This is a genomic window from Aeromicrobium sp. Leaf291 (assembly GCF_001423365.1).
In the GTDB taxonomy this organism is placed as follows: Bacteria; Actinomycetota; Actinomycetes; order Propionibacteriales; family Nocardioidaceae; genus Aeromicrobium.
The window spans coordinates 337,184-361,102 of the sequence record NZ_LMNM01000003.1; the positions used below are offsets into that span (position 1 = coordinate 337,184).

Sequence of the window (23,919 nt, forward strand, 5' to 3'; positions counted from 1 at the left end):
TGACGTTGCAGATCCACCGATGAACCGCTCACTCGACCACGATCGGTGCTTCAGCAACCGCAGGAGCGGTTCTGACGTTGCGGATCCACCGATGGGGGCGAGGGCGGAGGGCTGCACCGCGCGAACGCACGACGCCCCACGACCGGTGGCCGTGGGGCGTCGAGGAGCGTCTGCGGTCAGAGCGACAGCGAGCCCAGCACCTCGGTGAAGGTGGTGGACGGACGCATCACGGCCGTGGCCTTCTCGTCGGACGGCCGGAAGTAGCCACCGATGTCGGCCGGGGAGCCCTGCACCGCGAGCAGCTCGTCGACGATCGTCTGCTCGTTGCTGCGCAGCGCACCGGCGACGTCGGCGAAGGCGGACGCCAGCTCGGCGTCCTCGGTCTGCTTCGCCAGCTCCTCGGCCCAGTAGAGCGCGAGGTAGAAGTGGCTGCCGCGGTTGTCGATCGTGCCGAGCTTGCGGCCGGGCGAGCGGTTCTCGTCGAGGAACGTCCCCGTGGCGCGGTCGAGCGTGTCGGCCAGGATCTGGGCGCGGGCGTTGCCGGCCGTGGTGGCCAGGTGCTCGAAGCTGGCCGCCAGCGCGAAGAACTCACCGAGGCTGTCCCAGCGCAGGTAGTTCTCCTTGACGAGCTGCTGCACGTGCTTGGGTGCCGAGCCGCCCGCGCCGGTCTCGAACAGTCCGCCGCCGTTGATGAGCGGCACGACCGACAGCATCTTGGCGCTCGTGCCGAGCTCCAGGATCGGGAACAGGTCGGTGTTGTAGTCGCGCAGCACGTTGCCGGTGACGCTGATCGTGTCCTCGCCGCGACGGATGCGCTCCACCGAGTAGGTGGTCGCCTCCGTCGGCGCCATGATCTCGATCGTCAGGCCGTCGGTGTCGAGCGACGGCAGGTAGTCGTTGACCTTGGCGATGAGGTTGGCGTCGTGGGCGCGGGTCTCGTCGAGCCAGAACACCGCCGGGGCGCCCGTGGCGCGGGCGCGGGTGACGGCGAGCTCGATCCAGTTGCGGATCGGCACGTCCTTCGTCTGGCAGGCGCGCCAGATGTCGTGCGGCTCCACGTCGTGCTCGATGAGCACGGTGCCCGCGGCGTCGACGACCTGGACGGTGCCCGCGGTCTCGATCTCGAACGTCTTGTCGTGGCTGCCGTACTCCTCGGCCGCCTGGGCCATGAGGCCGACGTTCGGCACCGAGCCCATCGTGGTCGGGTCGTACGCGCCGTTGGCCTTGCAGTCCTCGACGACGGCCTGGTAGATGCCGGCGTAGCTGGAGTCGGGGATGACCGCGAGGGTGTCGTGCTCCTGGCCGTCGGCGCCCCACATGTGGCCCGACGTCCGGATCATGGCCGGCATCGACGCATCGACGATGACGTCGCTCGGCACGTGCAGGTTGGTGATGCCCTTGTCGGAGTCGACGTAGGCCAGGCGCGGCCCCTCGGCCAGGCGCTGCTCGAAGGCCGCCTTGATCTCGGCGCCGTTCGACACGGCGTCCAGCCCGGAGAGGATGCCGCCGAGGCCGTCGTTGGCACTGAGTCCCGCCGCGGCGAGGTCGTCGCCGTAGCGCGCGAACACGTCGGCGAAGTAGGCCCGCACCACGTGGCCGAAGATGATCGGGTCGGAGACCTTCATCATCGTGGCCTTCAGGTGCACCGAGAACAGCACGTCGAGGTCCTGGGCGCGCTGGACCTGCTCGGCCAGGAACGCGTCGAGCGCCGCGGCCCGCATGACGGTGGCGTCGACGACCTCACCGGCCAGCACGGGCAGGGAGTCCTTGAGCACGGTCACGGTGCCGTCGGTGGCGACGTGCTGGATCGTCAGGGTGTCGTCGGACCCGAGGACCACGGACTTCTCGTTCGAGCGGAAGTCGTCGGCGCCCATCGTGGCCACCTCGGTCTTGGAGTCGCTGCTCCAGGCGCCCATCGAGTGCGGGTTCTTGCGGGCGTAGGCCTTGACCGACGCGGGGGCGCGGCGGTCGGAGTTGCCCTCACGCAGGACCGGGTTGACCGCACTGCCCTTGACCTTGTCGTAGCGGGCCTTGGCGTCCTTCTCGGCGTCGCTCGACGGGTTGTCGGGGTAGGCCGGCAGGTCGAAGCCCTGCTCCTGCAGCTCCTTGATCGCGGCCTTGAGCTGCGGGATCGAGGCGCTGATGTTGGGCAGCTTGATGATGTTCGCCTCGGGCGTCTTGGCAAGTGCTCCGAGCTCGGCGAGCGCGTCGTCGACCTGCTGGTCGGCGGGCAGCAGGTCCGCGAAGACCGCCAGGATGCGCCCGGACAGGGAGATGTCGCGCGTCTCCACGTCGACGCCGGCCGTCGAGGCGTAGGCCTCGATGACGGGCAGGAACGAGTAGGTCGCCAGCAGCGGGGCCTCGTCGGTGTGCGTGTAGATGATCTTGGCCATCGCGGGCCACTCCTCGGGGTCGGCCGAAAGTCTCTCGACCTCAAGATATCCCTTCGGCGTCGGCGCGCGCCGCCCCGTCCCCCGCCCGGCCCCAGGACCGCTCCGTCCTGTCCCTCACTCGACGGCGGCCACCGCCAGGCGCAGCACGGCCTCGGCCCGCTCGGTGAGCCGGTCCTGGTCGCCGCCGAGCACGTTCGTCGTGACGACCACGCTGCCGAGGTCGGCGGCACCGGCCGCCTGCGTGCCGTACCCACCGGCGAGGCTGCCGAACGCGATCTCCGCCGCCCCGAGTCCGTCGACAGCGGTGACCTCGGGATCCTCCATCACCGACGTCATGCCCGAGCGGTAGGCCGCGTACCCGCCGTTGTCCTCGGCGGGGACGACCCCGTAGGAGCCGCTGACACCGCGCGGGTCCTCCTCGCCGAAGTCGCAGGTGTCGACCGGGCCCGGTTCCGTCGTCACGGTGACGCCGAGCGCGTCGCCGAGCTCCTCGGCCGAGACGAGCGAGCACAGGTCGTCCGGCACGTCGGCGCCCTTCTCGGGCGCCGCCCCGGCGGTGGCCCCGGACGAGGTGCCGGCCGCGGGGTCGTCGCCGGCAGGAGCCTCGCCTCCTCCGCAGGCTGCGAGGCCGAGCAGGGCGAGCGTGGCGAGGCCGACGAGGCACGTGCGCATGGGGGTTCCTCCAGGGTCGTGGGCGGCGGCCGGGAGCCGTGGCCCCAGGCTCGGCCCCCCGGGCTGTCGACGGCGATGGGGAAACGGCCTCATCCACCGGCCCGACGGCGGTACCGTCTGACGGTGGGTCGAGTCGACGACGTCTCCCGAGTGGTGGCAGCCCTCCTGTGCGGCGGCCAGGCCGATGCCGGCAGCGAGGCGGACGAGGCCCAGGACCGCGACGCCTGGCGCGCGCTCGTCGCATTCTGGTTCGGTGGCACCGACGAGACGCTCCAGCACGCCGGCCGCGCCCTCGCGGCGGCCGAGGACCCGCTCGGTCGGGCCCTCGCCCTCGCGACCGTCGGGCTGGCTCGGGCGCGGAACCGCGACCCGGTGCTGACCGACCCGTTCGACGAGCTCGAGCAGGTGCTGCGCGGTCGCGACCAGCGCGATCCCGCCTGGTGGTTCGCCCGGACCCTCGCCGCGGAGGCCGCCCTCACCTGCGCGCAGGTCGACCGCGCCCTCGCCCTGCTCCCCGACTCACAGGTCCCGTCACCGTGGGAAGGCACGGCGGTCGAGGTCCTCCAGCGTCAGCTGCGGGTCCGTGCGCTCGCCTTCGGCGGCAGGATCGACCACGCGCGGCACGAGGTCGATGCGCTCGCGTCCGTCGCCACGACCCACGACCTCGCACGTCTCGCAGCCGGACTGCGCGCGCTCGTGCTGGGGAACGCCGAGCCCGCCGGCGCCGACGCCACCCACGCCCTCGTGGCCGACGTCGCCGCCAGCCCGGTCCGCGACGACCACGTCGGTCGGGGGTCGCTCCTGCTGGCCGCGTTCGGGGCGGTCGCCACCGGCGACGTGCGCAGCGCAGCCACCCTGGTGCTCCGTGCAGGCGGCGACGCCAGCCTCTCGGCGCTCACCGTGGTGGACCAGGCCCTCGGGCTCGAGCTGCTCGTGGCCGTCGGCGAGCTCGACGGCGACCAGGAGGCCGTCCGCGCCTGGGCCTGCCTCGCCGCCCCGCTGGCAGCACATCCGGCGGCGACGTCCACGGTGCTCAGGATCCGCGCTCGCGAGGCCGCACTGCTCGGGGACGCCGGTGCGGCGGTCCTGCTCGCCGAGCAGGCCGTCGAGGCAGCCGAGGCAGCAGGTCGGGCCGTCGAGGCAGCCGAGGGTCGCGTGGTGCTGGCCCGGTCCCACCTGCTCGCTCGGCAGGTCAAGGAGGCCACCCGCACGCTGCGTGAGGCCGTCTCCGTCGCCGACCCCGGCGGCCACGCCGCGGTGCGTCGCTCGGCGTCCCAGGTCCTGAGCACGGCAGGTCGGCGCCTGCCCCCGGTCAGCGCCGGCGGCTGGTCCGTGCTCTCGCCCCGTGAGCGCGACGTGGCCGACCTCGTGCTGCGTGGCCTGGACCAGCACGCCATCGCGCAGTCGCTGTTCCTCTCCCCCGGCACCGTGCGTTCCCACGTCTCCCGCATCCTCTGCGCCTTCGGCGTCGGCACCCGCGTCGGCCTGTTGTCCGCGGTCGGCCCACGCGGTGACGACCCCGGTCGCGACCCCGACGACCTCACGCCCCGTCAGCGCGACGTGGTCGGGCTGCTCGCGCAGGGGCGCAGCAACGTCGAGGTCGCCGCCGCGCTGGAGATCAGCGTCAAGGCGGTCGAGAAGCACGTCAGCGACGCCCTGGTCCGGTGGGACGCCGCCAGCCGATTCGAGCTTGCCCGGCAGTGGTTGAGGGCCGAGGCGGCAGTACCGGCCCCGCCCGCGGCGACGGAGCCCTCGCCCGCCGGCGCGTGACCTCGACTCGCGACTTCCGGGTTCCCGGGTGACGGTGGAGGGACACAGACTTCGAAGGAGCGGACCATGACGCACCACGTCCCCCAGCCCGACGACGGCACGGCCGTCGCGACCGCACCCACCCCCGAGGCCCAGAAGGGCTCGACCACCGAGACCGGCGCACCCGCCGGCTCGGACCGCAACAGCCTGACCCTCGGCGCCGACGGCCCGATCCTGCTCCACGACCGGCACCTGCTGGAGCAGATGGCCCACTTCAACCGTGAGCGCGTGCCCGAGCGCAACGTGCACGCCAAGGGCTCCGGCGCCTTCGGCACCTTCACGACGACCGAGGACGTGAGCGCGTACACCAAGGCCGCGCTCTTCCAGCCCGGCGTCGAGACCGAGATGCTGGCGCGGTTCTCCACCGTCGCGGGCGAGCAGGGCTCCCCCGACACCTGGCGCGACCCGCGCGGCTTCGCGCTGAAGTTCTACACGACCGAGGGCAACTACAACCTCGTCGGCAACAACACCCCGGTCTTCTTCGTCCGCGACACGATGAAGTTCCAGCACTTCATCCGCAGCCAGAAGCGACGCGGCGCCAGCGGGCTGCGCGACAACCACATGCAGTGGGACTTCTGGTCGCTCAACCCCGAGTCCGCGCACCAGGTGACCTACCTGATGGGTGATCGCGGCATCCCGCGCTCCTGGCGGCACATGAACGGCTACGGCTCGCACACCTTCCTGTGGATCAACGAGGCCGGTGACAAGCACTGGGTCAAGTACCACTTCCACAGCCAGCAGGGCGTGCAGGGACTCACCGGCGAGGACGCCGACACGATCGCCGGCCACGACGCCGACTTCCACCGTCGCGACCTGTTCGAGTCCATCGACGCCGGAGAGTTCCCGTCGTGGCGCCTGTCGGTGCAGCTCATGCCGTACGAGGACGCGAAGACCTACCGGCTCAACCCGTTCGACCTCACCAAGGTGTGGCCGCACGAGGACTACCCGCTGGTCGAGGTCGGGACCATGACCCTGAACCGGAACCCGGAGAACTTCTTCGCCGAGATCGAGCAGGCGGCCTTCGAGCCGTCGGCGATCGTGCCGGGCATCGGATTCAGCCCCGACAAGATGCTCCTGGGCCGAGTGTTCTCCTACTCCGACACCCAGCGCTACCGCATCGGGCCGAACTACCACCAGCTGCCGGTGAACCGGCCGAAGAACGTGGCGCACCACAACACCTACACGTTCGACGGTCCCATGGCCTACGACCACAGCGGCGACGAGGCGAAGTACGCGCCCAACAGCGAGGGGCGCGGCTACAGCGACGAGACCGGACCCGTCGACGACGGCTGGGAGGCCGACGGAGCGATGGTGCGCCAGGCCTACACCCTCCGCCCGGACGACGACGACTTCAGCCAGGCCGGCGCCCTCGTGCGCGACGTCTGGGACGACGCCCAGCGCGAGCGGTTCGTCGAGACCGTGGCCGGCCACCTGCTCGGCGGGGTGAAGGGCGACGTCCTGGAGCGGGCCTTCGACTACTGGAAGAACGTCGATGCCGACACCGGCAAGCAGATCGAGGAGCTCACGCGGGCCGGCCTCGGGGGCGACAACCCCGGCGGTGAGGACGACCAGGCCAAGGACCTGACCGCCAACGCCCTCGTCGAGACCCGCACCCACGCCGGCTGACCCTCCGTGACGTGACGGCCCCCCTGCACGCGCAGGGGGGCCTGCGTTACGTTCGTCACAGTGCCCTGGTCCGGGCGCCCCTCGGCTCATCCGCACCTCAGCTCATCCGTACAGACCTCCGTCGCCCCACCACCTCAAGGAGCATCGAGTGACCACTCCCGTCAAGGTCGCCGTCACCGGCGCCGCCGGCCAGATCGGCTACAGCCTCCTCTTCCGGATCGCCTCCGGCGCCCTGCTCGGACCCGACACCCCGGTCCAGCTGCGGCTGCTCGAGATCACCCCGGCCCTCAAGGCGCTCGAGGGCGTCGTGATGGAGCTCGACGACTGCGCCTTCACCACGCTCGACTCCGTCGAGATCGGTGACGACGCCGAGCACATCTTCGACGGCGTCAACCTGGCCCTGCTCGTGGGCGCCCGCCCCCGCACCAAGGGCATGGAGCGCGGCGACCTGCTCGAGGCCAACGGCGCGATCTTCACCGCCCAGGGCAAGGCCCTCAACGCGGTCGCGGCCGACGACGTGCGCATCGGCGTCACCGGCAACCCGGCGAACACCAACGCGCTCATCGCCATGAGCAACGCGCCCGACATCCCGCGCGAGCGCTTCAGCGCCCTGACGCGGCTCGACCACAACCGCGCACTCAGCCAGCTGGCCGCCAAGACCGGCTCGAAGGTCGGCGACATCACGAAGCTGACCATCTGGGGCAACCACTCCGCCACGCAGTACCCGGACGTCTTCCACGCCGAGATCGGTGGCCGTCCCGCCGCCGAGGTCGTCGACGACCAGGCCTGGATCGAGGACACCTTCATCCCGACCGTCGCCAAGCGCGGCGCGGCCATCATCGAGGCGCGCGGCGCCTCGTCGGCCGCCTCCGCCGCGTCGGCCACCATCGACGCCGCCCGCGACTGGCTGCACGGCACGCCCAAGGGCGACTGGGCCTCCATGGCCGTCGTCTCCGACGGCTCCTACGGCGTCCCCGAGGGCCTGATCTACTCCTACCCCGTCACCACGAGCAACGGTGACTGGGAGATCGTCCAGGGCCTGGAGATCGACGACTTCAGCCGGGCGCGCATGGACGCCACCGCGACCGAGCTGGTCGAGGAGCGCGACGCGGTCAAGGAGCTCGGCCTGATCTGAGCTCCACCCTCAGCACGACGCACGGTCCCCTCCCACCCGGACGGGGACCGTGCGTCGTTCGTGTCCTGCCTCAGGCCGGCGGGCTGTTCCCTGCCTCAGGCCGGCGGGCTGTTCCCTGCCTCAGGCCGGCGGGCTGTTCCCTGCCTCAGGCCGGCGGGCCCTGCCTCAGGCCGGCGGGCCGGGCGGCACGATCAGGGCCAGCAGGCTCAGGCTCGCGCCCAGCACCGTCATCCAGACGATGTCGAACGTCCGGCCGCGCACCCGGAGCATCCCCACGTGGTCCGGTGGCACCACCACACGGGCGATCGCGCCCAGCACGAACGTCACGCCCACCACCATCAGGCCGGCCCGCCAGGCGCCGAACGCCACGAGGACGAGCCCGACCGCCACCCCCACGAGCAGGAGCAGGTAGATCTGCGATCCGCGGCTGCGCGGCAGAGGCACCTTCACCGCGCCGTCATCCCCGGCTCGCGACGATCTTCTCGGCCTCGTCGACCACGTTGCTCAGCAGCATCGCCCGCGTCATCGGACCCACGCCGCCGGGATTGGGGGCCACCCAGCCGGCCACGTCCATCACGCCGGGGTGCAGGTCGCCGACGATCTTGCCGGCCTCGTCGCGGCTGACCCCGACGTCGAGCAGGGCGGCACCGGGCTTGACCATGTCGGCAGTGATGATGCCCGGCACGCCGGCCGCGGCGACGACGATGTCGGCGCGCCGCACCTCGGCGGCGAGGTCGCGCGTGCCCGTGTGGCACAGCGTGACGGTGGCGTTCTCCGAGCGTCGCGTGAGCAGCAGTCCCATGGGACGGCCGACGGTGATGCCGCGACCGACGACCACGACGTTCGCCCCCGCGATCGGCACGTCGTGGCGGCGCAGCAGCTCCACGATCCCGCGGGGCGTGCACGGCAGCGGGGCGGGCTCACCGAGCACCAGCCAGCCCAGGTTGGTGGGGTGCAGCCCGTCGGCGTCCTTCGCCGGGTCGATCCGGCCGATCACGGCGTTCTCGTCGATCCCGCGCGGCAGCGGCAGCTGCACGATGTAGAGGGTGCAGTCGGGGTCGGCGTTCAGGCCGTCGACCGCCGCCTCGATCTCGGCCTGCGTCGCCGACGCCGGGAGGTCGACGCGGATCGACTCGATCCCGATCTGGGCGCAGTCGCGGTGCTTGGCGTCCACGTACCAGCGGCTACCCGGGTCGTCGCCGACCAGGATGGTGCCCAGACCCGGCACCAGCCCACGCTCCCGCAGGGCTGCCACCCTGCCGGTGAGCTCCGTCTTGATGGCCGCGGCCACCGCCTTGCCGTCGAGGATCTGCGCCGTCACGCGCACGAGTCTGTCACGGCTCGGCGCCCGCGAGGAACATGACCCGATGGACACTCCCCCTACACTCAGGTCCGGGAGAGTGACCCGCCTCGGTGGTCACGCTGCAGACCGGCAGGACGGTCCCGGTGCCGCACGGCACCGCACGGGAGAGGGTGACGGATGACGACGCGGGCACAGCTGTCCCAGGAGCGCAGTCGGCAGCGACGCGACGAGCTCGTCGCCGCCGCCATCGAGCTGTTCGCCGAAGGCGGCGCACGCGCCGTCACGCACCGCGCGGTCGCACGACGAGCCGGGCTCCCCCCGGCCACCACCACCTACTACTTCGCCTCGATCGAGGAGCTGCTCCGCGAGGCCCTGCGCGACCACATCGGACGGTGGCGGGCCTCGCTCGACACGCTGGCCGGCTTCGACTCCGGGCCCCGGACGCTGCGGGTCTGCGACGTGACCCCCACCATCGTGGGCGTGTTCTCGGCCCGTGGTCCCGAGGTCGCCGCCCTCGAGCTCTCGATCTACCTCGCCGCGACCCGCGACGAGGCCCTGCGCGACGAGGCCGCCAGCGCGCTTCGCAGCTTCGAGCAGCTCACCATCGGCTGGCTCACGGCTCTCGGCGTCCCCGCCCCCGAGCGACTCGCCGGCGCCCTCCTGACCGCGGTGGCCGGCACCGCTCTGCGCCGCCAGTCGGGCCTCTACTCCGAGACCGAGGAGGCCGAGCGCATGAGCGAGACCTTGCGCGACCTGGTCGGCGCCCACCTCCTGGGACGAGACGTGATCGACGGGGCTCTCGCCAAAGCGACCGGTGCGTCATTAGACTGACGATCAACAGTCTCGGGGTACACGAAGCGAAGGACGACGCGATCATGCTCGTTGGTGCCTTGGACGTCCCCAGCCCCGGACGCGGCCGTTCATGACCGACAGCACCCCTCCTGGGGGACGTGCCCGGCTCAGCCAGGAACGCAGCCGGGTCCGCCGTGACCAGCTCATCACCGCCGCGGCCACCCTCTTCGCCGAGGGTGGCACCAAGGCCGTGACCCACCGGTCCGTGAGCGAGGCCGCCGACGTGCCGCTCGCCACGGTGTCCTACTACTTCGCCTCGATCGAGCAGCTCGTCGACGTGGTGTTCAGCCAGACCCTCGCGTCCTGGAACGAGACCTGGAACGCGCTGCAGCCAGAGCCCGGCACCGTCCTCACCCCCGACGAGGTCGGGGCCATCTTCGAGCGGCTGCTCTCCGACCACACCTCGACGTCGGCTGCGCAGCAGATGCAGGTCTACCTGGCGACGTTCTCCCGGCCCCACCTCATGGACGACCTGCACGCCATGCGGGCCAACGTGGGTGCGTCGATGATCTCGCTCGTCCAGGCCGCCGGCGTGGAGGACAGCGTCGAGTGCGTCCGGGCGCTGTCGGTGCTCTACACCGGAGCCCTCGTGTCGATCACCGACCCGTCGGACGACATCGCCTCCGTGGCCGCGCTGCTGCGCCGCCAGGTCGTGCGCGTCCTCGAGGACGGTCTGCGCACGAGCTCCTGACGCCGCGCCGACCGCGCGTCAGTGGAAGAAGTGACGCGTCCCGGTCACGTACATCGTCACGCCCGCAGCCTGCGCTGCGGCGATCGTCTCGTCGTCACGCACCGACCCGCCCGGCTGGACGATGGCGCGCACGCCCGCGTCGATGAGGATCTGCGGACCGTCGGCGAACGGGAAGAACGCGTCCGACGCGGCCACGGCACCCCGGGCCCGATCCTCGCCCGCTCGCTCGACGGCCAGACGGCACGAGTCGACCCGGTTGACCTGTCCCATGCCGATGCCCACCGACCCGCCGTCCTTGGCCAGGAGGATGGCGTTCGACTTGACCGCTCGGACCGCCGTCCAGGCGAAGGCCAGGTCGGCGAGGAGCGCGTCGTCGGCCGGATCGCCGGACACCAGCGTCCAGGAGGCGGGGTCGTCACCTGCGGCGTCGACGTGGTCGACCTGCTGGACCAGTCGCCCACCCGAGATCGGGCGCACCTCCGTGTCGGTCGCGGCGCCGTCGGTCTGCGCCGGCGCGGGTGACCGCAGGATCCTGATGTTCTTCTTGCCCTGCAGCACCTCCACGGCGCCCGGCTCGTAGTCGGGGGCCACGATCACCTCGGTGAAGACCTCGGCCACCTGCTCGGCCATCGCCACGCTCACCGGCCGGTTGGCGGCGATGACGCCACCGAAGGCGGACACCGGGTCGCACGCGTGGGCGCGGGCGTGCGCCTGCGCCACGTCGGCGCCGACGGCGATCCCGCACGGGTTGGCGTGCTTGATGATCGCCACGGCGGGCTCGTCGTGGTCGAACGCCGCGCGTCGCGCCGCGTCGGTGTCGACGTAGTTGTTGTAGCTCATCTCCTTGCCGTGCAGCTGCTCGGCGGAGGCGAGACCACCGGTGCCGTCGGCGTAGAGAGCGGCCTGCTGGTGCGGGTTCTCGCCGTACCGCAGCACCGACGTCAGCGTGCCGGCGGACCCTGCGAAGGCCGGCCAGCCCCCGTCGACCGACTCGTCACGCGTGTACTCGCCGGCGAACCACTCGGCGACGGCCACGTCGTACGCGGCGGTGTGGGCGAAGGCCTGGGCCGCGAGCCGCTTGCGCTGCTCGAGCGTGAAGCCGCCGCCGGCCAGCGCCTGCGAGACGTCGGCGTAGGCGTCGGGCGAGGTCACGATCGCGACGCTCGGGTGGTTCTTGGCGGCCGCGCGCACCATCGAGGGACCGCCGATGTCGATCTGCTCGACGCACTCGTCCGGCGTGGCGCCCGAGGCCACCGTCTCGCGGAAGGGATAGAGGTTGACGACGACGAGGTCGAACGGCTCCACGCCCAGCTCGGCCAGCTGGGCCGTGTGGGACTCCAGCCGGGTGTCGGCCAGGATGCCGGCGTGCACGCGCGGGTGCAGGGTCTTGACCCGGCCGTCGAGGCACTCGGGGAAGCCGGTCAGCTCCTCGACCGGTGTCACGGGCACGCCCGCGGCCTCGATGGTGCGGGCCGTCGACCCGGTCGAGACGATGGCGACGTCGGCCGCGTGCAGCGCCTGGGCCAGCTGCTCGAGCCCGGTCTTGTCGTACACCGAGACGAGGGCGCGCTTGATCTGTCGTGTGCTCATGCAGGGTCTCCGAGCTCGATGGTGCGGTCGTTGAGGGTGAAGCCGCGGCGCGCCAGCTCGCCGACGGAGTCGACGAGCATGCGACGCTCGCTGGTCTTGATGCGTTCGTGCAGCGTGGTCTCGTCGTCGTCGGGGAGCACCGGCACGGCCACCTGGGCCACGATCGGCCCGGTGTCGACCCCGGCGTCGACGACGAACAGCGTGGCCCCGGTGATCTTGACGCCGTACGCGAGCGCGTCACGGGGGCCGTGCATGCCGGGGAACGACGGCGAGAGCGCCGGGTGCGTGTTGAGCGTGCGACCGCCGAAGCGGGCCAGGAAGTGGGGTCCGGCGAGCTTCATGAAGCCGGCGAGGACGACGAGGTCGGGTTCGTGGGCGGCGACCTGCTCGGTCAGGGCAGCGTCCCAGGAGTCGCGGTCGGGGTGGTCGCCGAGCCGCTCGACGAACGTGGGGACGCCTGCACGCTCCGCGCGGGCGAGTCCCTCGATGCCGTCGCGGTCGGCGCCGACCGCGACGATCGTGGCGCCGTAGGTCGGGTCAGTCGTCGCGTCGATCAGGGCCTGGAGGTTGGTGCCGGAGCCGGAGACGAGGACGACGAGGCGAGCGCTCTGACGTCGCGGACTCTGGGGCACGGGCGCCACGATAGTGCGACGCCAACGCACCGAGCGCACCGCCCAGGGCCATGACGGGCACCGCGACGAGCAGGGGCGTGAGTGCGGGCGGGCCCGCCTCCGCGAGGCGTCCGGGACCCACGGCGCCCCCGGAGATGCCCACCACGACCCCCACGAGCAGGCCCGCGACGCCGCCGGCCACCGCGCCCTGGGCGCACCGGGCGAGCACGGGCCGGTCGTGGATGCCCAGCAGCGGACCGGACGAGCGCGGCAGCCGCCACCCGGCCACGAACCCGGCGAGCACGGGCAGCAGACCGAGCGCGACCACGACGTCGCCGAAGGCGCCGGGCGCGGGCAGGGCCGCCAGCACCGGCAGCCCCGGGACGGCACCGAGCTGGGACCCCGTGAGGTCGACCGACGTCTGGGACCCGAGGACGAAGCCGGGGCCGAGCAGGACCGACGTCGCCCAGGCGACCATGGTCGGCACGGCGAGCAGGCAGAGCAGCGCGAGGGCCGGAGCACCCGCGAGACCCGGATCGAGGAGGGCCCACAGCTGCGACGCCCGGTCGACGTGCAGCACCAGCAGCGCGAGCACCACGACCGCGGCCGCGGCGAGCAGGACGAGCGCGCCCAGGGCGCCGGCGCGCACGGCCTGGCGGACGTCGGCCCGACGCCACGCGTCGGGCCAGAGGTCACGGCCGCGTCCGTGCGGGAGCGTGGCCCCGAGCGCGGCGCCGACACCGGAGACCACGAAGGCCGCCGCTGCCGCGCGCACGGGGTGCACGACGATCGAGGGAGTGCTGGCCACGCTGGCCAGGACGGCGGCGAGCACGCCGCAGGTCCCCGCGACGGTGGCGGCGAACGCGCCCGGCGAGTCCACCGGGTCCGGCGTCATGGCGTGCGCCACCCGAGCGGTCAGCGCCACGCACAGCAGCACCCCGCCGAGCGGCACGAGACCGAGCGTGGCGCCCTGGAGCTCGAGGCCGGAGCCTTGGAGGACGAGCCAGGCGCGGGCGCCCGTGCGCAGCGCCGGGACGAGGTCGGCCCCGCTCAGCAGCGCCACCCCCGAGCCCAGCACCAAGGCCGTGATCACGGTCAGGATCGCGGTGAGGAAGCCCGGACGCAGCGGTGCGGTCGCGACGGTCGGGTTCACCCCACCATCCTCCCGGTAAGGTCGTGGCGTTCCGACAAGCCACGCCGACACCCCCGAGGAGGCGAGCTCGATGACCCGCGTCGACGAGTTCACCAGCTTCTACGAGGCGACCTCGGCGACCTGTCTGCGTGCGGTGTACGCCATGTGCGGCGACCGCCAGGTGGCCCAGGAGGCCACCGTCGACGCCTACCGTCGGGCCTGGCGCGACTGGTCGAAGATCCGCCAGCGCGACCCGCTCGCCTACGTCCGCACCGAGGCGTGGAAGCTCACCGCGCTCAGCCGTGGCACCCATCCCCTGCGACGCCGCCACGAGGAGGACGCCGACACCGCGCTCCTCGAGGCGCTGCACGACCTGTCGGCCGACGACCGCCGTCTCATCGTCCTGCTGACCCTGGGCGACACGGACCTCGACCAGGCCTCGCGCGAGGTCGGGGTGAGCGCCGAGGAAGGCATCGAGGCGGTCACCACGGCGCTCGACGGCCTCGAGAAGCGCCTCGACCTCTCGCTCGCCGACCTCGAGGACCGGCTCAAGGGCCTCGGCGCCGTCACCGGGCAGCTCAGCATGCCCGGAGCCGACGAGGTGCGGACGGCAGCGCGTCGAGGTCGACGCCGCAACACCGTCGCGCTCGTCGCGGCGAGCGTCGTCGCCGTGCTCGCCGGCGGGCTGGTGGCCACCGACGGCGACGCCCTGGCCACGCAGAGCGACCTGCCGTACCGCGAGAAGCTCGGCGCGGAGCGCCCCGACCTGGTGCTCGAGGCACGCAAGATCACCGCCGAGAACCTGCTGTCCCCGGCCCAGGTGGCCCGGCTCGACCCCGACCAGCGGTGGTCGTCGTCGGGAACCGACGAGGACCCGAAGAACGAGACCCCGTACGCCACGTGCCCGCCGCAGCGCTTCGCCGACTCCGATCCCCTGCGGGTCTTCGTGCGCACGTTCGCCGGCAGCGGCGACGCCGATGACCGGGTCGCCGAGTCGATCGAGGTCTCGCGCGACACCGCCGCCGCGGAGAAGGCCTACGACACCACGCTGGGCTGGTACGCCGACTGCAGCCACCCACGCGTCCAGCTGGTCGGCTCCTACGTGGTCAAGCGCCCGTTCGGCGACTTCCAGATCCTGCGCCTGCGGTCCCACCGGTCGCCGCAGAAGGTCTTCACCGTCGGCCTCGCGCACTCCGGCCGCGTCACCAGCACCCTGGTCCACGAGCGCACCGGAGCCTCGGGACCGGACATCCAGGCGTTCGCGACGGCGCTCAACGCGTCCGTCGAGAAGGTCTGCCGTGACAGCGGCGGACGCTGCACCGACGACTTCGAGGTCGTCCGGACCATCCCGCCGCGCACGTCGAGCTCGGTGGCCTTCCTGGGCACCGTCGACCTGCCGCCGATCGCCGACATCGACAAGGTGTGGTCGGGCACCCGACCGCTGCGACCGGAGACCAACCCCGCGGCCACCCAGTGCGACGAGGCCGACTTCCGCCGCAAGGGCTTGGAGTCCACCGCCTCGCGCGTCTTCGTCATCCCCGACGCCGTCGGCGTCCCCGCCGAGTTCGGCATCACCGAGACGGTCGGGCGGTACTCCAGCGACGACGCGGCGAAGAAGCTCGTCGACAAGGTGCGCGACGACATCGACGACTGCCCCGACGCGAACCTCTCCGCGGAGGTGACCCAGGAGAAGAAGATCGAGGGCTCCGGCTTCAGCGGCCGGTCCTGGAAGATCAGCCTCGAGGTCTCCGAGGGCGACCGCGTCGTCATCCGCACGGGCATCGTGCGGCGGGGCAAGGCCGTCGCCCAGGTGACCATGACGCCCGTGGGCGACTACGACGTGGACCGCAAGACCTGGGAGGCCCTCGTCAAGCGGGCCGGTGAGCGCCTCACCTACGCCCCGACCTCCTGAGCCCGACCTCCTGAGCCGGGCCCCCTGAGCCGAGCCTCCTGAGCCGGGCCGTCCGCTCTCGTCCCACCTGTCCCGGGGCGGGCTTCCTGCGCCGACCATGCGGGGGCCGACCGTGCGGTCCCGACGGCCGCTCGGTGCGGAGCACCGCGGGCACGCAGAACGGGCCCCGACCTGTCGGTCGGGGCCCGTTCGTGCAGCAGACGTGAGGTCAGCCGTTGAGGATCTCGCGCATGAGCTCGGCGGTCTCGGACGGCGTCTTGCCGACCTTGACCCCGGCGGCCTCGAGGGCCTCCTTCTTGCCCTGCGCCGTGCCCGCGCCGTCGGACACGATGGCGCCGGCGTGGCCCATCGTCTTGCCCTCGGGAGCGGTGAAGCCGGCCACGTAGCCGACGACGGGCTTGGTGACGTTGGCCTTGATGTAGGCCGCCGCCTTCTCCTCCGCGTCGCCACCGATCTCGCCGATCATCACGATCGCCTTCGTCTCGGGGTCGGCCTCGAACGCCTCGAGGGCGTCGATGTGGGTGGTGCCGATGATCGGGTCGCCGCCGATGCCGATGGCGGTCGAGAAGCCGAAGTCGCGCAGCTCGAACATCATCTGGTAGGTCAGCGTGCCCGACTTCGACACCAGGCCGATGGGGCCCTTGCCCGCGATGTTGGCGGGCGTGATCCCGGCGAGCGCCTCGCCCGGCGTGATGATGCCGGGGCAGTTCGGGCCGATGATGCGCGTCTTCTTGCCCTGGGCGTAGGCCCAGAACTCCGCGGAGTCCTGGACGGGGACGCCCTCGGTGATGATGACGAGCAGCCCGATCTCGGCGTCGATGGCCTCGATCACGGCGTCCTTGGTGAACGCGGGCGGGACGAACGCGACGCTGACGTCGGCGCCCGTCTTCTCGATGGCCTCGGCCACGGTGCCGAAGACCGGCAGCTCCACCTCGGCGCCGGAGGCGTCGGTGTGGGTGACGGTCGTGCCGGCCTTGCGGGCGTTGACGCCGCCCACGATGTTCGTGCCGGCCGCCAGCATGCGGGCGGTGTGCTTGGAGCCCTCGCCGCCGGTGATGCCCTGGACGATGACCTTGGAGTCCTTGGTCAGGAAGATCGACATGTCAGCCCCTTCAGCCGTTCGCCAGCTCGGCGGCCTTGTCGGCCGCACCGTCCATGGTGTCCACCTGCGTCACGAGCGGGTGGTTCAGCTCGTCCAGGATCGCGCGGCCCTCGTCGACGTTGTTGCCGTCGAGACGGACCACGAGCGGCTTGGTGGCGCCGTCGCCGAGCAGCTCGAGCGCGCCCTTGATGCCGTTCGCGACGGCGTCGCACGACGTGATGCCGCCGAAGACGTTCACGAAGACGCTCTTGACCTGCGGGTCACCGAGGATGACGTCGAGACCGTCGGCCATGACCTGCGCCGACGCTCCGCCACCGATGTCGAGGAAGTTCGCCGGCTTCACGTCGCCGTGCTTCTCGCCGGCGTAGGCGACCACGTCGAGGGTGCTCATGACGAGTCCCGCGCCGTTGCCGATGATGCCGACCTCGCCGTCGAGCTTGACGTAGTTGAGGCCCTTCTCCTTGGCCTTCGCCTCGAGCGGGTCGGCCTCCTCGTGGATCACGAAGTCCTCGTGCTCGGGGTGGCGCACCTCGGAGGCGTTGTCGTCGAGCGACACCTTGCCGTCGAGCGCCTCGAGCTTGTCGCCGTCGAGACGGGCGAGCGGGTTGACCTCGACGAGGGTGGCGTCCTCCTCGACGAAGACCTTCCAGAGCGACTGGACCATGGCCACGGCCTGGTCGGCGAGCTCGGCGGGGAACTTCGCGTCGGCCACGATCTCGCGGGCCTTGGCCTCGTCGACACCGGCGTCGGCGTCGATCGGGATCTGGCGCACGGCCTCGGGGTTGGTCTTGGCGACCTCCTCGATCTCCACACCACCCTCGACGCTCGCGATGCACAGGTAGCTGCGGTTGGAGCGGTCGAGCAGGAACGAGAAGTAGTACTCCTCGACCGGGGGCGTGGCCGGCGTGACGAGCACGCGGTTGACCGTGAGGCCCTTGATCTCCATGCCCAGGATGTTGGAGGCGTGCTCGTAGGCCTCGTCGGCCGTCTTGGCGAGCTTGACGCCGCCTGCCTTGCCGCGACCGCCGGCCTTCACCTGAGCCTTGACGACGGTCACGCCGCCCATCTGCTCAGCTGCTGCCTTGGCTTCATCGGCGGTCTGCACGACCGTGCCGAGCGTCGTCGCGACGCCATGCTTGGCGAAGAGCTCCTTCGCCTGGTATTCCATCAGATCCACGGTGATGACCGTCCTTGGTTGTCCAGGTCCTCTGAGGTAGGTCAGAGCCTCTCGGGACTCTAGCCTCTGCGCGGCCGGTCCGGGCGATGGGGTGCGTCACAGGGCCACGGCCACGAACGGCTCCCGACCCGCCGTGAGCCATCACCGTGACGCGACGCGGGAGACCTGCACCTCGTGGAGCCCCATCGCGTCCAGCGCCTCGCGGAGCTGCTGCGCGGACGCGTCGTCGGCCACGACCAGCGCGGTGGCCGCGTCCTCGGCCCTGACCGCCCACGCCGTGGCCTGCGGGTCGCTGCGGCCCAGGTACACGACCTCGTGCCCCTCCGCGCTCGCCGTCCGCGCGCTCCGCAGAGCGGTGTCGGAGGCGGTGTCGGGGGCGGTGTCGGGGGCGGTGTCGAGGGCGGTGTCGAGATCGAGGATCGCGACCACGACGCGGGAGGACTGCACGTCGAGATCGTCGCCCATGCGCGTGAACCTGCTCACACGGGGCCTGCCTTCCACGCGGGGAACCCGGCGTTCGGCCCTCGATCGTGACCTTTGCTCCTTGACCAGACCCATGCGTCCTCTAGACTCGTCGGGTCCCGCCCTGCCGCCCGGAGGTTCCTGCGTGTCTTCGTCTGCCCCCAAACGTCGCCTCGACGTACGGCAGCAGACCCCTCGCGACACGCTCCCCGGCGGACGTCGGGCCGTCAGCCGCCCGCAGCGCCGTCGTCGGAGCTTCCGGCTGACGCCCGCCGCAGCGGGTGCCTTCGCCCTCGTCGTCGCAGGCATCGGAGCCGGCGCCTTCTCGTCGCAGGCCGACCGCGGTGCGCTGCAGTCGGGCTACCAGACGATCTCGGCCAGCTACACCGGCACGCAGGACGTCGACGTCACCCCCGAGATCGACAAGGCGACGCTCCAGCGCCAGACGGAGCAGCAGGCCTCGCAGAAGCTCAAGGTCGACGAGGAGCTGCGCGACAAGGCGCAGAACGTCGCCGACGAGTACAAGTCCAACCAGTGGGTCCTGCCCGTCACCGGCTACCGCCTCACGGCGCGCTTCGGCCAGGCCAGCTCGCTGTGGTCGAGCACCCACACCGGCCTCGACTTCGCCGGGCCGTCCGGCTCGACGATCGTCTCGGTCGCCGCGGGCACCGTGACGTCGGCCGGCTACGAGGGTGCCTACGGCAACCGCACCATCGTCACGCTCGACGACGGCACCGAGATCTGGTACTGCCACCAGAGCCGGGTCTCCGTCAACGTCGGCGACAAGGTCGGCGCCGGCCAGACGATCGGCTACACCGGCTCCACGGGCAACGTCACCGGCCCGCACCTGCACCTCGAGGTGCACCCGGGCGGCGGCGGACCCGTCGACCCCGACGCTGCGCTCCGCGAGCACGGCGTCACCCCCTGATCCTGCCGGGTCCGAACGGCCGGTCTCGAGCCGCGCTGCGTTGATCGGCATGCCTGCACGCTCCGTCGCGAGCTCGCTTGCCGCTGCGCCGCCCCGGCTCCGACCCAGGTCGGCCTCAGGAGCCTCGATGGAGCAGCCCCCGCGTTGCACCCGACCCCCCGTCAGAGGTAGGTAGACCGCGGAATCGCGCCGTCAGAGGTAGGAGAGCCGCGGAATGAGGACGCGTATCCGCGTGCCACCTACCTCCGACCGCCAGATTCCGCGTGCCACCTCCCTCTGAACAGCCGATTCCACGCGCCACCTACCTCTGACGGTGCGGACCCGGCCAGTGTGGCGGGGCCGATCGGTCAGAGCTTCTCGACGGGGGCGTAGCGCAGGAGCAGGCGCTTGACGCCCTGGGAGCCGAAGTCGACGCTCGCGACGGCGTTGTCGCCCTGGCCGTCGAGGGCCACGACGGTGCCGAGGCCGAAGCTGTCGTGGGTGACGCGGTCCCCCGGGTCGAGCGAGGGGATGTCGCGCTTGCGCTGCGACCGGGCCGCCGCGGCCTTGGCCGTGAAGGCCGGGGCGCTGGACGTGGACCGACCGCTGGACGACGCAGCTCGGGTCCAGGCCGTGGGCGACTGCGCCTCACGACGCCAGTCGAGCAGGTGGCCGGGCAGCTCGTCGAGGAAGCGTGACGCCGGGTTGTACGAGGGGGCGCCCCACGCCGCCCGGCTCATGGCGCGCGTGACGTAGAGCCGCTCGCGGGCCCGTGTGATGCCGACGTAGGCAAGACGTCGCTCCTCCTGCAGCTCGGAGGCGTCGCCGAGGGCCCGAAGGTGCGGGAAGACGCCGTCCTCGAGCCCGGTCAGGAACACCACGGGGAACTCCAGGCCCTTGGCGGTGTGCAGGGTCATCAAGGTGACCACCCCGTCACCCTCGTCGGGCACGGCGTCGGCGTCGGCCACGAGCGCGACCTGCTCGAGGAACGCCTCCAGGGAGCCGCGCGTCAGGTCGCCGTCCTCGCGGCCCGTCTCCTCGTCGGTGACCGTCGAGGCGTTCACGACGAACTCGCGCGCGACCGCCACCAGCTCGGCCAGGTTCTCGACGCGGGTCTCGTCCTGCGGGTCCTTGCTCGACTCGAGCGCGGTCAGGTAGCCGGTGCGGGTGAGCGCGGCCTCGAGCACGACGTCGGCGGGTTCGCCCGACAGGGCCAGCTCGCGCAGCTCGGCCATGGTCTCGGCGAAGGTGGTGACGGCGTTGAGCGAGCGCGAGGCCAGGTCACCGGCCTCCTTCGCGCGCTGCAGACCGTCCCAGAACGAGATCTGCTCGCGTGCGGCGAACCGCTCGACCGCGGCCTGCGCGCCGTCGCCGATGCCGCGTTTGGGCTCGTTGACGATGCGTCGCAGCGAGACCGTGTCGCGGGGGTTGATCAGCGCGCGCACGTAGGCGAGCGCGTCCTTGATCTCCTTGCGCTCGTAGAACCGCACCCCGCCGACGACGCGGTACGGCAGGCCCACGCGGATGAAGACCTCCTCGAACACGCGCGACTGCGCGTTGGTGCGATAGAAGACGGCGACGTCGGAGGCCTTGGCGTCGCCGGCATCGGTCAGCCGGTCGACCTCGTCGGCGATGAACTGGGCCTCGTCGCGCTCGTCGTCGCCGACGTAGCCGACGATGCGCTCGCCCTCGCCGGCCGCCGACCACAGGTTCTTGTCCTTGCGTCCCTCGTTGCGGCTGATGACGGCGTTGGCGGCGTTGAGGATGGTCTGGGTCGAGCGGTAGTTCTGCTCCAGCAGCACGGTGGAGGCGTTCGGGTAGTCCTCCTCGAACTCCAGGATGTTGCGGATGTTGGCACCGCGGAAGGCGTAGATGGACTGGTCGGAGTCTCCCACGACCATGAGGTCGAGGTCCGGGTCGGTCTCGGGGTCGCACAGCTCGCGCACGAGGGCGTACTGGGCGTGGTTGGTGTCCTGGTACTCGTCGACGAGCACGTGCCGGAAGCGGCGGCGGTAGGTCTCGCGGACGTCGGGGAACGCCTGGAACAGGTGGACGGTCTGCATGATCAGGTCGTCGAAGTCCATGGCGTTGGCCGCGCGCAGCCGCTGCTGGTAGAGCCCGTAGGCCTCGGCGTAGAGCTCCTCGGTGCCGTTGGTGGCGTGACCACCCGCGGACTCGTGGTCGACCAGGTCGTTCTTGAGGTTGGAGACCCAGTGCAGGACCGCGCGCGGGTTCACCCGCTTGGGGTCCAGGCCCATGTCGCGGCAGACCATGGTCATGAGGCGTCGGGAGTCGGCCGCGTCGTAGATGCTGAACGTCGACGTGTAGCCGAATCGGTTGGCCTCGCGCCGCAGGATGCGCACGCACGAGGAGTGGAACGTGCTCACCCACATGGCTCGCGACGGCCCGCCCACCAGCTCGGCCACGCGCTCGCGCATCTCGGCGGCGGCCTTGTTGGTGAAGGTGATGGCCAGGATCGAGCCCGGATGGGCGCCGCGTGCGGCGATCAGCCAGGCGATGCGTCGGGTGAGGACGCGGGTCTTGCCGGACCCGGCACCGGCCACCACGAGCACCGGACCGGGAGCGTGGGACACGGCAGCCCGCTGGGCGTCGTTCAGTCCCTCGAGCAGCGTCTCCGAGCGCGCCGCGCGTCGCCCGGACCGCCCGCTGCCGGCACCACCTCCGGTGCCGTCGGAGGGAGACGGGGGGCGGGCACCTTGGGGCACGGGGAACGGCAGCGTCATGACCGGTCCAGCCTAGACGGGAGGCCTGACACCCCGATCCCGCCACCTCCGGCTCGCCTGCCACCGAGGCGGCCCGCCCCGGCTCGCCCGCAGACTTGATTGTGTCACTACAATGCGATACAAAGGTTGAGACAAACCGTCGTCGAACCGGATCGGGGACCGACCATGAGCACCACCACCCTCGTCATCGTCCTGCTCGCACTCGCCGTCGTGCTGTACTGCACGGCACCGCGCCAGGCAGTGGCCCACGCCGCCGTCTGGGCACGGCGCACCCGGGTCGACGTCGACCGCGACGCCCTGGTCGCCGAGCTGACCCACCGACTCCAGGTCGGGGCCGTGGGTGCCGGCATCGGGACTCTCCTCGGCATCGTGCCGCTCGTGGCGGGGGTCGGCGCGGGCGACACCTCCGGGCCCGACGGCCTCGCCCACGTCGCGATCGTGCTGACCTCGACCGTCGTGTGCGCCGTCGCTTCCGAGGCCGTCAACGTCGTGCGCCGGACCCCGTCACCCCGCGGCCGCCGAGCCGCGTCGCTCGTGCCGCGCACGGCTCACGGCAGCACCGCTGAACGGATCGGCGAGCTGGCCCTCGTCGTCGCGGCCGTCGCCGGGTTCGCGCTCGCCGTGGCCACCCTCGTCGACGGCGTCGACGGCGGGAACGGCGCCGTGGCCGCCGCGAGCGGGGCCCTCGTCGTGATGGTCGTCTGCATCGGCGTCCGAGCCCGCATGGTGCGGCAGGCGCTCGTCGCGGAGGACGACCAGACCCTGGCCGTCGCGACCGTCGCCGGTGCCGTGAGCATCGACCGGTTCACCGAGAACCTGCTCGCCAGCGGTGGCGTCCTGACGCTCACGGCTCTGCTCGCCCCCGCGATCGCCGCCGGTCCGGGGGCGCTGCGCACGACGGCCCTCGTCCTCGGCGCACTCGTGGTCGTCCTCGTCGGCGGGCTCGTCGCCGTCCGGCGGACCAACCGCCAGGCGGTGGCCGCGTGATCGCCCTCGTGGTGGACCCGGCCACGGCCGAGCCCCCGTTCGAGCAGGTGCGTCGGCAGGTGGCCGCCGGCGCGGCCGACGGCTCCCTGCCGCCCGGGCACAAGCTGCCGACCGTCCGCCAGCTGGCCGCCGACCTGGGGCTCGCGGTCAACACCGTGGCCCGCGCCTACCGCGAGCTCGAGGCAGACGGCGTGATCGAGACCCACGGCCGACGCGGCACCTTCGTCGCCGCCGCGGTCGCCGTGGACGAGGACACCCGGGCCTCGGCCACCCGCTACGCCGCCGACGCCCGCCGGGCAGGACTCTCCCGCGACCAGGCGCTGCGGCTCGTCGAGGACGCGTGGGGCCGATGAACGCCGACCCCGTGTCCGTCCGGCTCGCCGGGGAGCGCGACCTCGACGAGCTGACCGACCTCTGGGAGCGGGCGGCTCGGACCAGCCACGGGTTCATGTCCGACGACGACTTCGCCGAGGCCCACCCGTACCTGCGCGACGCCCTGCTGCCGTCCATGGACGTCTGGGTGGCCGAGGACGACACCGGGCGCCCGCTCGGACTCGCCGGCGTGCGGGGGCCGCACCTGGAGCTCCTCTACGTCGAGCCCGCCGTGCACGGCAGCGGCATCGGCACCCTGCTGCTCGACCACGTGCGCCCCACCAGCGTGGAGGTCTATGCGGGCAACACCCACGGCCTCGGCTTCTACACCGCACACGGCTTCAGGCGTCTGCGCACCCACACCACCGACGCCTTCGGCCGCCCGTTCCCGGTCGTGCACCTGGTGCGCGACGCGCCCTGACCCCGCTCGGGTGGTCCGGCG

Annotated in this window: 21 protein-coding genes; 10 read left to right on the forward strand and 11 right to left on the reverse strand. The window is 72.1% G+C overall.

Going from position 1 to position 23,919, the window contains the following annotated elements:
• Window positions 1–176: 176 nt before the first annotated feature.
• Window positions 177–2,393 carry an NADP-dependent isocitrate dehydrogenase gene (locus tag ASF35_RS15325; protein ID WP_055969343.1) on the reverse strand — a complete coding sequence of 739 codons (2,217 nt, stop codon included), beginning with the start codon at window positions 2,391–2,393 and terminating at the stop codon, window positions 177–179.
• Between the two features lie 114 nt (window positions 2,394–2,507).
• A complete protein-coding gene (locus tag ASF35_RS15330) occupies window positions 2,508–3,065 on the reverse strand; it encodes a hypothetical protein (RefSeq protein ID WP_055969346.1) in 558 nt (185 codons plus the stop codon).
• Between the two features lie 123 nt (window positions 3,066–3,188).
• On the opposite strand from ASF35_RS15330, the gene ASF35_RS15335 reads away from it, so the two are divergent.
• The 3 genes from ASF35_RS15335 (at window position 3,189) to ASF35_RS15345 (ending at window position 7,635) form a co-directional block, all read left to right on the forward strand.
• On the forward strand, window positions 3,189–4,835 hold the full coding sequence (locus ASF35_RS15335) for a LuxR family transcriptional regulator (protein ID WP_156368061.1): 1,647 nt from the start codon (window positions 3,189–3,191) through the stop codon (window positions 4,833–4,835).
• Window positions 4,836–4,901: 66 nt separating this feature from the next.
• A complete protein-coding gene (locus ASF35_RS15340; protein WP_055969350.1) occupies window positions 4,902–6,500 on the forward strand; it encodes a catalase in 1,599 nt (532 codons plus the stop codon).
• Between the two features lie 148 nt (window positions 6,501–6,648).
• Window positions 6,649–7,635 carry a malate dehydrogenase gene (locus ASF35_RS15345; protein ID WP_055969353.1) on the forward strand — a complete coding sequence of 329 codons (987 nt, stop codon included), beginning with the start codon at window positions 6,649–6,651 and terminating at the stop codon, window positions 7,633–7,635.
• Between the two features lie 165 nt (window positions 7,636–7,800).
• Here the strand turns inward: ASF35_RS15345 and ASF35_RS15350 are convergent, their stop codons facing one another.
• Together ASF35_RS15350 and ASF35_RS15355 are read right to left on the reverse strand one after the other, a co-directional pair.
• Window positions 7,801–8,085, reverse strand: coding sequence for a DUF3017 domain-containing protein (locus tag ASF35_RS15350; protein WP_055969355.1), 285 nt, complete (start codon window positions 8,083–8,085; stop codon window positions 7,801–7,803).
• Between the two features lie 7 nt (window positions 8,086–8,092).
• Window positions 8,093–8,956, reverse strand: coding sequence for a bifunctional methylenetetrahydrofolate dehydrogenase/methenyltetrahydrofolate cyclohydrolase (locus ASF35_RS15355; RefSeq protein ID WP_055970272.1), 864 nt, complete (start codon window positions 8,954–8,956; stop codon window positions 8,093–8,095).
• Window positions 8,957–9,115: 159 nt separating this feature from the next.
• On the opposite strand from ASF35_RS15355, the gene ASF35_RS15360 reads away from it, so the two are divergent.
• Window positions 9,116–9,769 carry a TetR/AcrR family transcriptional regulator gene (locus ASF35_RS15360; protein ID WP_055969358.1) on the forward strand — a complete coding sequence of 218 codons (654 nt, stop codon included), beginning with the start codon at window positions 9,116–9,118 and terminating at the stop codon, window positions 9,767–9,769.
• Window positions 9,770–9,860: 91 nt separating this feature from the next.
• A complete protein-coding gene (locus ASF35_RS15365; RefSeq protein WP_055969360.1) occupies window positions 9,861–10,481 on the forward strand; it encodes a TetR/AcrR family transcriptional regulator in 621 nt (206 codons plus the stop codon).
• A gap of 18 nt (window positions 10,482–10,499) precedes the next feature.
• Here the strand turns inward: ASF35_RS15365 and purH are convergent, their stop codons facing one another.
• The 3 genes from purH to ASF35_RS15380 are packed head-to-tail and all read right to left on the reverse strand — an operon-like array spanning window position 10,500 to window position 13,835.
• The gene (purH, locus tag ASF35_RS15370) at window positions 10,500–12,071 is read right to left on the reverse strand and encodes a bifunctional phosphoribosylaminoimidazolecarboxamide formyltransferase/IMP cyclohydrolase (RefSeq protein ID WP_055969365.1); all 1,572 of its coding nucleotides are present in this window, start codon (window positions 12,069–12,071) and stop codon (window positions 10,500–10,502) included.
• The gene (gene purN, locus ASF35_RS15375; RefSeq protein WP_055969366.1) at window positions 12,068–12,703 is read right to left on the reverse strand and encodes a phosphoribosylglycinamide formyltransferase; all 636 of its coding nucleotides are present in this window, start codon (window positions 12,701–12,703) and stop codon (window positions 12,068–12,070) included. The genes purH and purN overlap by 4 nt, the downstream gene beginning before the upstream one ends.
• Complete coding sequence (locus tag ASF35_RS15380) at window positions 12,609–13,835, reverse strand: DUF6350 family protein (RefSeq protein ID WP_055969369.1); 1,227 nt, start codon at window positions 13,833–13,835, stop codon at window positions 12,609–12,611. The genes purN and ASF35_RS15380 overlap by 95 nt, the downstream gene beginning before the upstream one ends.
• A 70-nt stretch (window positions 13,836–13,905) precedes the next feature.
• On the opposite strand from ASF35_RS15380, the gene ASF35_RS15385 reads away from it, so the two are divergent.
• Complete coding sequence (locus ASF35_RS15385) at window positions 13,906–15,726, forward strand: sigma-70 family RNA polymerase sigma factor (protein WP_055969372.1); 1,821 nt, start codon at window positions 13,906–13,908, stop codon at window positions 15,724–15,726.
• A gap of 208 nt (window positions 15,727–15,934) precedes the next feature.
• Here ASF35_RS15385 and sucD read toward each other — a convergent pair whose 3' ends face one another.
• From sucD to ASF35_RS15400, 3 genes are all read right to left on the reverse strand, one after another.
• Window positions 15,935–16,828 carry a succinate--CoA ligase subunit alpha gene (gene sucD, locus ASF35_RS15390; protein ID WP_055969374.1) on the reverse strand — a complete coding sequence of 298 codons (894 nt, stop codon included), beginning with the start codon at window positions 16,826–16,828 and terminating at the stop codon, window positions 15,935–15,937.
• Between the two features lie 10 nt (window positions 16,829–16,838).
• Entirely contained in the window at window positions 16,839–18,005 is a 1,167-nt protein-coding gene (gene sucC / locus ASF35_RS15395) for an ADP-forming succinate--CoA ligase subunit beta (RefSeq protein ID WP_055969377.1), read from the reverse strand.
• A gap of 141 nt (window positions 18,006–18,146) precedes the next feature.
• Complete coding sequence (locus ASF35_RS15400; RefSeq protein ID WP_055969380.1) at window positions 18,147–18,470, reverse strand: hypothetical protein; 324 nt, start codon at window positions 18,468–18,470, stop codon at window positions 18,147–18,149.
• 142 nt (window positions 18,471–18,612) lie between these two features.
• Between ASF35_RS15400 and ASF35_RS15405 the strand changes: the two genes are divergently transcribed.
• Entirely contained in the window at window positions 18,613–19,395 is a 783-nt protein-coding gene (locus tag ASF35_RS15405) for a M23 family metallopeptidase (protein WP_055969383.1), read from the forward strand.
• Between the two features lie 347 nt (window positions 19,396–19,742).
• Here the strand turns inward: ASF35_RS15405 and pcrA are convergent, their stop codons facing one another.
• Window positions 19,743–22,118 carry a DNA helicase PcrA gene (gene pcrA / locus ASF35_RS15410; RefSeq protein ID WP_082480525.1) on the reverse strand — a complete coding sequence of 792 codons (2,376 nt, stop codon included), beginning with the start codon at window positions 22,116–22,118 and terminating at the stop codon, window positions 19,743–19,745.
• Between the two features lie 165 nt (window positions 22,119–22,283).
• Here pcrA and ASF35_RS15415 point away from each other — a divergent pair, with 165 nt between their 5' ends.
• From ASF35_RS15415 to ASF35_RS15425, 3 genes are read left to right on the forward strand one after another with little or no spacing between them, the layout of a single operon-like run.
• Entirely contained in the window at window positions 22,284–23,105 is an 822-nt protein-coding gene (locus ASF35_RS15415; RefSeq protein ID WP_055969386.1) for a hypothetical protein, read from the forward strand.
• Window positions 23,102–23,458: a GntR family transcriptional regulator gene (locus tag ASF35_RS15420; protein WP_082480526.1), complete on the forward strand. Its 357-nt coding sequence runs from the start codon at window positions 23,102–23,104 to the stop codon at window positions 23,456–23,458. The genes ASF35_RS15415 and ASF35_RS15420 overlap by 4 nt, the downstream gene beginning before the upstream one ends.
• Window positions 23,455–23,898: a GNAT family N-acetyltransferase gene (locus tag ASF35_RS15425; protein ID WP_055969389.1), complete on the forward strand. Its 444-nt coding sequence runs from the start codon at window positions 23,455–23,457 to the stop codon at window positions 23,896–23,898. The genes ASF35_RS15420 and ASF35_RS15425 overlap by 4 nt, the downstream gene beginning before the upstream one ends.
• The last annotated feature ends 21 nt before the right edge of the window (window positions 23,899–23,919 follow it).

What these genes read in the sequence shown, in the direction of transcription:
- ASF35_RS15365 (WP_055969360.1), top strand. Translation starts at nt 9,861, where the DNA reads ATGACCGACAGCACCCCTCCTGGGGGACGTGCCCGGCTCAGCCAGGAA.
- pcrA (WP_082480525.1), bottom strand. Translation starts at nt 22,118, where the DNA reads ATGACGCTGCCGTTCCCCGTGCCCCAAGGTGCCCGCCCCCCGTCTCCC.
- ASF35_RS15400 (WP_055969380.1), bottom strand. Translation starts at nt 18,470, where the DNA reads ATGGGCGACGATCTCGACGTGCAGTCCTCCCGCGTCGTGGTCGCGATC.
- ASF35_RS15360 (WP_055969358.1), top strand. Translation starts at nt 9,116, where the DNA reads ATGACGACGCGGGCACAGCTGTCCCAGGAGCGCAGTCGGCAGCGACGC.
- ASF35_RS15325 (WP_055969343.1), bottom strand. Translation starts at nt 2,393, where the DNA reads ATGGCCAAGATCATCTACACGCACACCGACGAGGCCCCGCTGCTGGCG.
- sucD (WP_055969374.1), bottom strand. Translation starts at nt 16,828, where the DNA reads ATGTCGATCTTCCTGACCAAGGACTCCAAGGTCATCGTCCAGGGCATC.
- ASF35_RS15385 (WP_055969372.1), top strand. Translation starts at nt 13,906, where the DNA reads ATGACCCGCGTCGACGAGTTCACCAGCTTCTACGAGGCGACCTCGGCG.
- purH (WP_055969365.1), bottom strand. Translation starts at nt 12,071, where the DNA reads ATGAGCACACGACAGATCAAGCGCGCCCTCGTCTCGGTGTACGACAAG.
- ASF35_RS15415 (WP_055969386.1), top strand. Translation starts at nt 22,284, where the DNA reads ATGAGCACCACCACCCTCGTCATCGTCCTGCTCGCACTCGCCGTCGTG.
- ASF35_RS15340 (WP_055969350.1), top strand. Translation starts at nt 4,902, where the DNA reads ATGACGCACCACGTCCCCCAGCCCGACGACGGCACGGCCGTCGCGACC.
- ASF35_RS15330 (WP_055969346.1), bottom strand. Translation starts at nt 3,065, where the DNA reads ATGCGCACGTGCCTCGTCGGCCTCGCCACGCTCGCCCTGCTCGGCCTC.
- ASF35_RS15425 (WP_055969389.1), top strand. Translation starts at nt 23,455, where the DNA reads ATGAACGCCGACCCCGTGTCCGTCCGGCTCGCCGGGGAGCGCGACCTC.